Below are 7,154 nucleotides of genomic sequence, written 5' to 3' on the forward strand. Positions count from 1 at the left end.
GGCGCGGTGGGAACAGGGCTTGCGCCGGGGGCGGAGGAGGGCGGGCGTACGGGTTCGAGTGAGGCCATCGGACCGCGCGGCGGCGCGGGCGGCGACGACGTGACCGGCCGGGCCTGGGAGGCGGGCGGCGCCGCCTCCTCCCCGCCGAAGACCTGGAAGATCACCAGCACGGACACGGCCACGACCGCGCCTGCGACGACGCTCAGCACGGCGCGGGACCGGGCCGCCCGGGCCATGTCCCCCATCAGAACGTGGTCGCGCCCGGCCTTGAGCAGCACGACGGAATTCTTGAGGAACGCAAGAAGGTCGCGCATGGGTAGGACCGTCTCCTCGCCTCAGGAAAGCACCAAACCCTGCCATCCTCTCGCAAACCCGCTCGGTTCCACTGGGAAATCTGACCGGGAGCCCACTCCCAGTCAGGAAAGTCCTGGACGAGGGGCCGGTCCACTAGCCTGCTCAGTGTGATCACCCCGCACCGCCCAGGGGAGCGCGGGCGGCGGACGCCCCGTATCCACGAACTCGACGCGGTCCGCGGCCTCGCGCTGTGCGGGATCATGGTGGTCAACACCTGGCAGCACACGCGGGGGGAGCTCGCCGACAAGGCCCGGATCCCGATCGACCTGGTCGTGGAGAACCTGTTTCAGAGCCGGTTCTACCCGATCTTCTCCTTCCTGTTCGGCATCAGCCTGGTGCTGTTCCTGCGGTCGGCGGGCGGCGACCGGGTGGCGCTGCTGCGCCGGCTGGTGGTGCTCGCCCTCCTCGGGTTCCTGCACACGATGGTCAACCCCGGCGAGGTGCTGCTGCCGTACGCGCTGTTCGGGCTGGTGGTACTGCTTCCCGCGTCGTTCATGCCGCGCCTGGCGGTGCTGCTGCTCGGGCTCGGCACGACCGCGTGGGCGGTGATGCTGGGCGGTGGCATGATCTTGGTGCCCGGCCTGTTCCTGCTCGGCATGGCGGCGATGGAGTATCGCCCGAGTCCGCGCCTGACCCTGCCGGCCTTCCTGGTCAGCGTCCCGCTGGCGGTCGTGCTCGGCTACCTGTGGGCGTTCACGACCACGGGCGGCCGGGTGGTGGCGCTGTACCCGCTGAGCGGGCTGGCCGCCGCGCTCGCGTACGGCACCGGGCTGCTCCTGCTGCTGCGCACACCGCTGCGCGGCCCGCTCACCTGGGCGCTCAACCCGCTCGGCCGGATGGCTCTGACCAACTACCTGCTCAGCACGCCGGTCATCCTGCTGACGCTGCCGCTGCTGGCCGCCGATCCGACCCGGCTGGCCGGGTTCGGGCTGAGCGCCGTGACCATCGCCGCGCAGATCGCGTTCTCCCGCTGGTGGCTCGCCCGGTACCGGTACGGCCCGCTGGAATGGGTCTGGCGATGCTTGACGTGGGGCGAGTTCGTGCGCAATAACCTGGACAGGTGAAGAAGGTCGCGCTGTGCCAGATCCCCGTCGCCTACGACCCTGACACCAATCTGAAACGCGCGGTCGAGGTGATCGACGAGGCCGCCGCCCAGGGCGCCGATCTCGCGGTCTTCCCCGAGGCCACGCTCACCCGGTTCGGCTCGCGGGTCGCCGAGTCGGCCCAGCCCCTCGACGGGCCGTTCGTCAGCGGCCTGGCCGCCGCCGCGCGCACGCGTGGGCTGCCGGTCATCGCCGGGGTCTTCGAGCCGGGCGAGGGACGCGTCCACAACACCACGGTCGCGATCGACGGCGCGGGCGTGGTCAAGGCGGCCTACCGGAAGATCCACCTGTTCGACGCGTTCACCGCGCGCGAGTCCGACCTGGTCGCCCCCGGCCGCACGCCGGTCGTGGCGGAGCTGGCCGGGCTGCGGATCGGGCTGATCACCTGCTACGACGTGCGCTTCCCCGAGTTGGCCAGGGCACTGGTGGACGCCGGGGCCGACGTGTTCGCCGTCATCGCCGCCTGGGGATCGGGCCCGATGAAGGAGGACCACTGGGTCACCCTGGTCCGGGCGCGGGCGATCGAGAACACGATGTGGACCATCGCGGTCGGCCAGGCCCCCAACCCGGAGGCGAAGGACGGCTTCGGCGTGGGGCGCAGCATGCTCGTCGATCCGCTCGGCGTGGTGCGCGGCGATCTCGGGCCGCGGGCGGAGGTGCGCGTCCTGGAGCTGGATCCGGCGATCACGGCGGAGGTCCGGACGACTCTTCCATGCCTGGAACATCGTGTCATTTGAGTGGTGAGGGTCAACAGATCGTAAACTTGTCGCCGTGAATGAGCCGGGTAAGAGGACGCTGATGCTGAAGGTGATCCCGCCCCGGTTGCTGGTGCCGTATCTGTCCGGTAAACGCACGGTCATCTCCGGCTACGTCTACCGCGCCCAGGACTGCGCGCGGCTGACCACGCCTGAACAGCTCTTCCACGCGCTCGACCTGGGGTTCGAGGGCTCGGAGCTGACGGCCGACGTGCCCGAGCTCTACATGATGCGCTGGCTGGCCAGGGATGTCGACGCCTATGTCGTGCCGTACGGCCCGCACATGGGAGGCGATTGGAGCGATTCAGCTCCGTTCGCCGGCAACGGTTTCACCACCTCGCGGGAGTACGTGGTCCCGCAGTTCCACACCATCCCGATGCCGATCCCGGCGGGGGCGGAGATCACGCACATCACCGCGCGGAGCGGCGAGCGGCCGTTCGGCCGATATGACGGGCTCACCTGGCGGCCCGCCGAAGGAGCCTCGTGAGCGCCGAGATCGAGCCGATCGCCTCCGGGTTCGTCGCCCGCCTCGGCGACAGGAGCTACGCCGCCGCGCTGGGCGGCGACAACGACGAGCCCGTGCTGTTCAGCGAGGAGCCCGAGGAGGGCTTCACCGAGGTCTTCGGCTACTGGCGGCGGCCGGTGCCCCGCGGCGAGCTGGACTCGCTGGTGATGGTCCGCACGGTGGGGGCGTTCGGCGGCGAGCCGTGCGTCGTCCTGGACGAAGACGACGACGGGCTGCACATCGCCTATACCGGGCACAGCGGTATGAAGGCCGAGGCGCTGGGCTACTGGATGGTCGATCACGGGGCCTACGAGGTCGTCGTGCCCCGCGAGGAGGTCTTCTCCATCCGCATCGAGCGGATTCCCGTCCCGCTCACCTAGGGCTCACCGGCCGAGGTCGCGATAGCGGGCCAGGCGGGCGGCCCGCCGCTTGTCGGCGGGCCGGGCCAGCAGGCCCGCGATCTCGTACTCCAGCGTGCCCGCGACGCGCCGGCAGAAGGCGGCCGGCTCGTAGGCGGCGTCGGGGAGTTCGGGGATCACCCGGTCCACGATCCCGTCGGCGGCGAGCTGGGTCGCGCCGACCCGCTGGGAGACCGCGATCTCCGGGGCGAAGTCCACCGTGCGGTACAGGATGGCCGACGCGCCCTCGGGCGGCAGCGGGGACAGCCAGGCGTGCTGGGCCGCCACCACCCGGTCGGCGGGGAGCAGCGCCAGCGCCGCGCCGCCCGCCCCCTCGCCGAGGATCAGGCACACGGTGGGCGCGTCCAGCATCACCAGCTCGGCCATCGACCGGGCGATCTCCCCGGCCAGGCCGCCCTCCTCCGCGGTCTTGGACAGCGCGGCCCCGGCCGTGTCGATCACGGTGACCAGTGGCAGGCCGAGTTCGGCGGCCAGCCGCATGCCGCGTCTGGCCACCCGCAGCCCGGCCGGGCCGAGCCCGGGAGCCGTACGCCGCCTGCCGCGGTCCTGGCCGAGCACGACCGCGGGCGCGGCGCCGAACCTGGCCAGGGCGAGCAGCATCCCGGGGTCCTCCTCCCCCGCGCCGGTGCCGTGCAGCGGGGTCACCTCGCACGCGCCCAGCTTGAGCAGCGCGCGTACGCCCGGCCGGTCATCGCGCCTGGACCTGGTGATCGCCTCCCACGCCTGGACCGGCCGCACCGGGCCGACCGGCTCGGGTCCGGTGACGGTGACCTCGCGGCGTCCGGCGGTCAGCACCGACAGCGCGCGGGCGGCGACCCGCCTGGCGTCCTCGGCGGCCACCACCGCGTCCACCAGGCCGTGCGCGTAGAGGTTCTCGGCGACCTGCACCCCCTCGGGGAACGGGTAGCCGTGCAGCGACTCGAACACGCGCGGCCCGAGGAACCCGATCAGCGCGCCCGGCTCGGCCGCCGTCACATGCCCGAGCGACCCCCAGGAGGCGAACACCCCGCCGGTCACCGGGTGGCGCAGGTACACGATGTACGGCAGGCCCGCCGCCCGGTGCGCGGACACGGCCGCGGTGATCTTCACCATCTGGACGAACGCCAGCGCCCCCTCCTGCATCCGCGTCCCGCCCGAGGCGGGCGCGGCGAGCAGCGGCAGGCGTTCCCTGGTCGCCCGCTCCACCGCCGCCACCAGCCGGTCGGCGGCGGCCACCCCGATCGACCCGGCCAGGAAGGAGAACTCGCAGATCACCACGGCCACCCTGCGCCCGTCCAGCAGGCCCTCCCCGGTGATCACCGCCTCGTCGTAGCCGGACTTGGCCCGCGCGGCGGCGAGTTCTTCGGCGTACGCCGAACCCGGCTCGGCCCGGTCGGCGGGCGGTTCGTCCCATGACCGCCATGAACCCGGGTCGAGCACGATGTCGATCAGTGCCCGGGCGTCCGGGCGGCGGGCCGGGGTCGTCACCGCTGGCCGCCCTCCCGGCCGGACAGCCAGGTCAGAACATCTGCGGAGTCCTGACCGAGCATGGGCGGGGGCGAGTGCTCGGCGGCGGGCGCGCCGTCCAGGCGTACCGGCGGGCCGGGCAGCGCGATCCGGCCGAGCACCGGGTGATCGACCTCGATCAGCAGGCCCTGGGAGCGGGTCTGCTCCCAGGTGTAGACCTCGTCGAGGGCGCGGATCGCGCCCGCGGGTACGCCGGCCTCGGTCAGCGCGGCCAGCCGGTACGCGCGGTCGTGCGCGTCCAGGGCCTTCTCCATGTCGGCGACGAGGTCGCCGCGGTGGGCGAACCTATCGCGGTTGGTCGCATATTTCGGTATATCGGGGTCGATATCGAGGAGGACGGCCACCTTGCGCCACAGCGCGTCGTTTCCGGCGGCGATCTGGATCATCCCGTCGGCGCACCGGAACGCGCCGTAAGGGGCGATGGTGGCGTGGTGGTTGCCGGCGGCGGCGGGGACCTGGCCGCCGACCGTCCAGACCGTCCCGTGGTAGGCGTGCACACCGACGATCCCCGCCAGCAGCGACGTGCGGACCACCCGGCCGCGCCCGGTCCGCGCCCGCTCGTGCAGCGCGGCGAGCACGCCGTAGGCGCCGTACATGCCCGCGAGCACGTCGCCGACGGACGCGCCGACCCGGTACGGCTCGTCGGCGGACGGCCCGGTGAGGCTCATCAGGCCCGCCTCGCCCTGGGCGATCTGGTCGTAGCCCGGCCTACCGCCTTCGGGGCCGTCGTGGCCGAAGCCGGTGATGGACAGCACGACCAGGCGGGGGTTCAGCTCGTGCAGCCGGGCGACCGGGAAACCGAGGCGGTCGAGCACTCCGGTGCGGAAGTTCTCGATCAGTACGTCGCCGTGCCGGACCAGCCGCTCGATCAGGGTCCTGCCCTCGGGGGTCTGCAGGTCGGCGGTGATGGACTGCTTGTTGCGGTTGGCCGCCAGGAAGTACGTGGATATGTCGTGGTCCGGTCCGACGAACGGAGGTCCCCAGCCGCGCGAATCATCGCCGCCCGCCGGGTGCTCCACCTTGATGACCTTGGCACCCATATCACCGAGCATCTGCGCGGCATGCGGCCCCGCAAGGGCCCGCGAGAGATCGAGCACGACGATGTCGTCCAGAGGTCCCTGCAAGATCAGCCTCCCATGGTGGTCGCCGAGCCTAGCCCACGCGTTGGTGGGGCTTGCATTCTGCCCGGTACGAGGCACATTGCGAGGCAGGGCCGATGGCCGGGAAGGTACGGTCGGCTGAGCATTCAACCAGCTCAACGACTTCCAGAGGGCCGCCTGCCGACTGTGTCGCCATCTTCCCCGAACGGTCGTGTCAGGGGGCGGCGTCCATGTCGTCCATGCGGGCGGCGAGCTGGGCGCTGTCGCCGTCCACCAGGGCCGACACCGCGCGCCACCAGCCGAACCACTCGCCGCTGCGCCACATCCAGTCCACCCGCTCGATGGCGGCGATCACCTCGCCCTTGCGCCGCCACGGGTCTCCGGTCGCCTCCACGCTCGCGCCGTGCCGCAGCGCCCAGGTGCGCAGCGGCTCAGCCGCGCCCTCCTCGACCGGCTCGGCGTAGGGGTCGGGCCGCTCGCCCGCGAGCGGGTGGGGCCCCAGCCCGGCCGCCACGCCCCAGCTCCACTGCGCCTCGGCGGGCCGGGAGTAGCGCAGGGTCGAGAAGTCCAGGTCGGAGCCCAGCTCGCCGCCCTCCCGCCGTACCACCATGGCGTCGAGCCGGCCGCCCGCGTCGAACTCGACGACCAGCCGCTGTCCCGGCCGCGCCTCCCCGGAAAGCTCGATGCGGTCCTCGGCGTGCCAGGAATTGAGGTCGGCGGAGGCGACGGCGGGGCCCCACATGGCGTCCGCCGTGTCGTCGGCGATCCAGGCGGCGAGCATCTCCAGCACCGTCAGGTCGGTCCACGGATCGATCGCGGCACTGGTGGACAGCGCCTCGTCCGGAGAGGGCAGCTTGCCGCCCCTGGCCCGCTCCCACCAGCCCGTACCGAGGTCGCGGGTGCCGATCAGCAGCCCGGCCAGCGCGGCCAGCTCCGAGGACCTGCGGGTCAGCGGAGCCCAGCGGGCCAACTCGACACAACGTGCGGCCCGTTTGTCACCCAATACCCGCACTGCGTGGTCGACCAGCGCCCGGGCGGTCGGGCGATCCTCTCCCAGGAGATCGCCGATCAGTTGCCTGGCCTGGCTCCGAGCATCCTCTGCACGCGCCTCCCGCATACTCGCCACGTTACGCCTGGAGATCCTCTTCCGCGAGACTCCGTCACATCAGCACGAACGGGGAACACCCACACGACGACCGGCGGCGCAGGCGTACCCCCGGTTTCTCCTGCGGTATTCCGGCGGACGGCACCTCCACCACCAGCCGAGGAAACCCGTGCCAAATCAGCGATGGGTCAGCGGCGGCGGGCGGTGCGGCCGAGGAGCCAGCCGATGACGGCGCTGCCGAGGGCGATGCCCGCGCCGGTGCCGAAGGCGGCGATCAGGGAGCGGTCCGGAACGCCTGGGCGGCGGG

Annotated in this window: 7 protein-coding genes and 1 pseudogene; 4 read left to right on the forward strand and 4 right to left on the reverse strand. The window is 72.4% G+C overall.

Translation table 11 applies throughout. The features are described from left to right. A pseudogene (locus tag C1I98_RS32570) lies at positions 1-314 on the reverse strand (hypothetical protein); the annotation flags it as partial. 147 nt (positions 315-461) lie between these two features. On the opposite strand from C1I98_RS32570, the gene C1I98_RS32575 reads away from it, so the two are divergent. Genes C1I98_RS32575 through C1I98_RS32590 form a run of 4 tightly spaced genes read left to right on the forward strand, consistent with a single transcriptional unit; the run spans position 462 to position 3,097 of the window. Continuing rightward, positions 462-1,418: a DUF418 domain-containing protein gene (locus tag C1I98_RS32575; protein WP_233508383.1), complete on the forward strand. Its 957-nt coding sequence runs from the start codon at positions 462-464 to the stop codon at positions 1,416-1,418. After that, positions 1,415-2,194 carry a carbon-nitrogen hydrolase family protein gene (locus C1I98_RS32580; protein ID WP_111171190.1) on the forward strand — a complete coding sequence of 260 codons (780 nt, stop codon included), beginning with the start codon at positions 1,415-1,417 and terminating at the stop codon, positions 2,192-2,194. Before C1I98_RS32575 ends, C1I98_RS32580 begins: the two co-directional genes overlap by 4 nt. Positions 2,195-2,228: 34 nt before the next feature. Continuing rightward, entirely contained in the window at positions 2,229-2,699 is a 471-nt protein-coding gene (locus C1I98_RS32585) for a hypothetical protein (protein ID WP_233508384.1), read from the forward strand. After that, positions 2,696-3,097 (forward strand): hypothetical protein, encoded by a 402-nt coding sequence (locus C1I98_RS32590; RefSeq protein WP_111171192.1) that lies wholly within the window; start codon positions 2,696-2,698, stop codon positions 3,095-3,097. Before C1I98_RS32585 ends, C1I98_RS32590 begins: the two co-directional genes overlap by 4 nt. Positions 3,098-3,100: 3 nt before the next feature. On the opposite strand, the gene C1I98_RS32595 is transcribed toward C1I98_RS32590, so the two are convergent. The 3 genes from C1I98_RS32595 to C1I98_RS32605 form a co-directional block, all read right to left on the reverse strand. Beyond that, positions 3,101-4,603, reverse strand: coding sequence for a carboxyl transferase domain-containing protein (locus tag C1I98_RS32595; protein WP_111171193.1), 1,503 nt, complete (start codon positions 4,601-4,603; stop codon positions 3,101-3,103). Next, positions 4,600-5,766 carry a CaiB/BaiF CoA transferase family protein gene (locus C1I98_RS32600; protein ID WP_111171194.1) on the reverse strand — a complete coding sequence of 389 codons (1,167 nt, stop codon included), beginning with the start codon at positions 5,764-5,766 and terminating at the stop codon, positions 4,600-4,602. Before C1I98_RS32600 ends, C1I98_RS32595 begins: the two co-directional genes overlap by 4 nt. Positions 5,767-5,956: 190 nt before the next feature. Continuing rightward, positions 5,957-6,859, reverse strand: coding sequence for a hypothetical protein (locus tag C1I98_RS32605; RefSeq protein WP_111171195.1), 903 nt, complete (start codon positions 6,857-6,859; stop codon positions 5,957-5,959). Positions 6,860-7,154 lie beyond the last annotated feature (295 nt).

The sequence above is a fragment of the Spongiactinospora gelatinilytica genome (genome assembly GCF_003236385.1).
In the GTDB taxonomy this organism is placed as follows: domain Bacteria; phylum Actinomycetota; class Actinomycetes; order Streptosporangiales; family Streptosporangiaceae; genus Spongiactinospora; species Spongiactinospora gelatinilytica.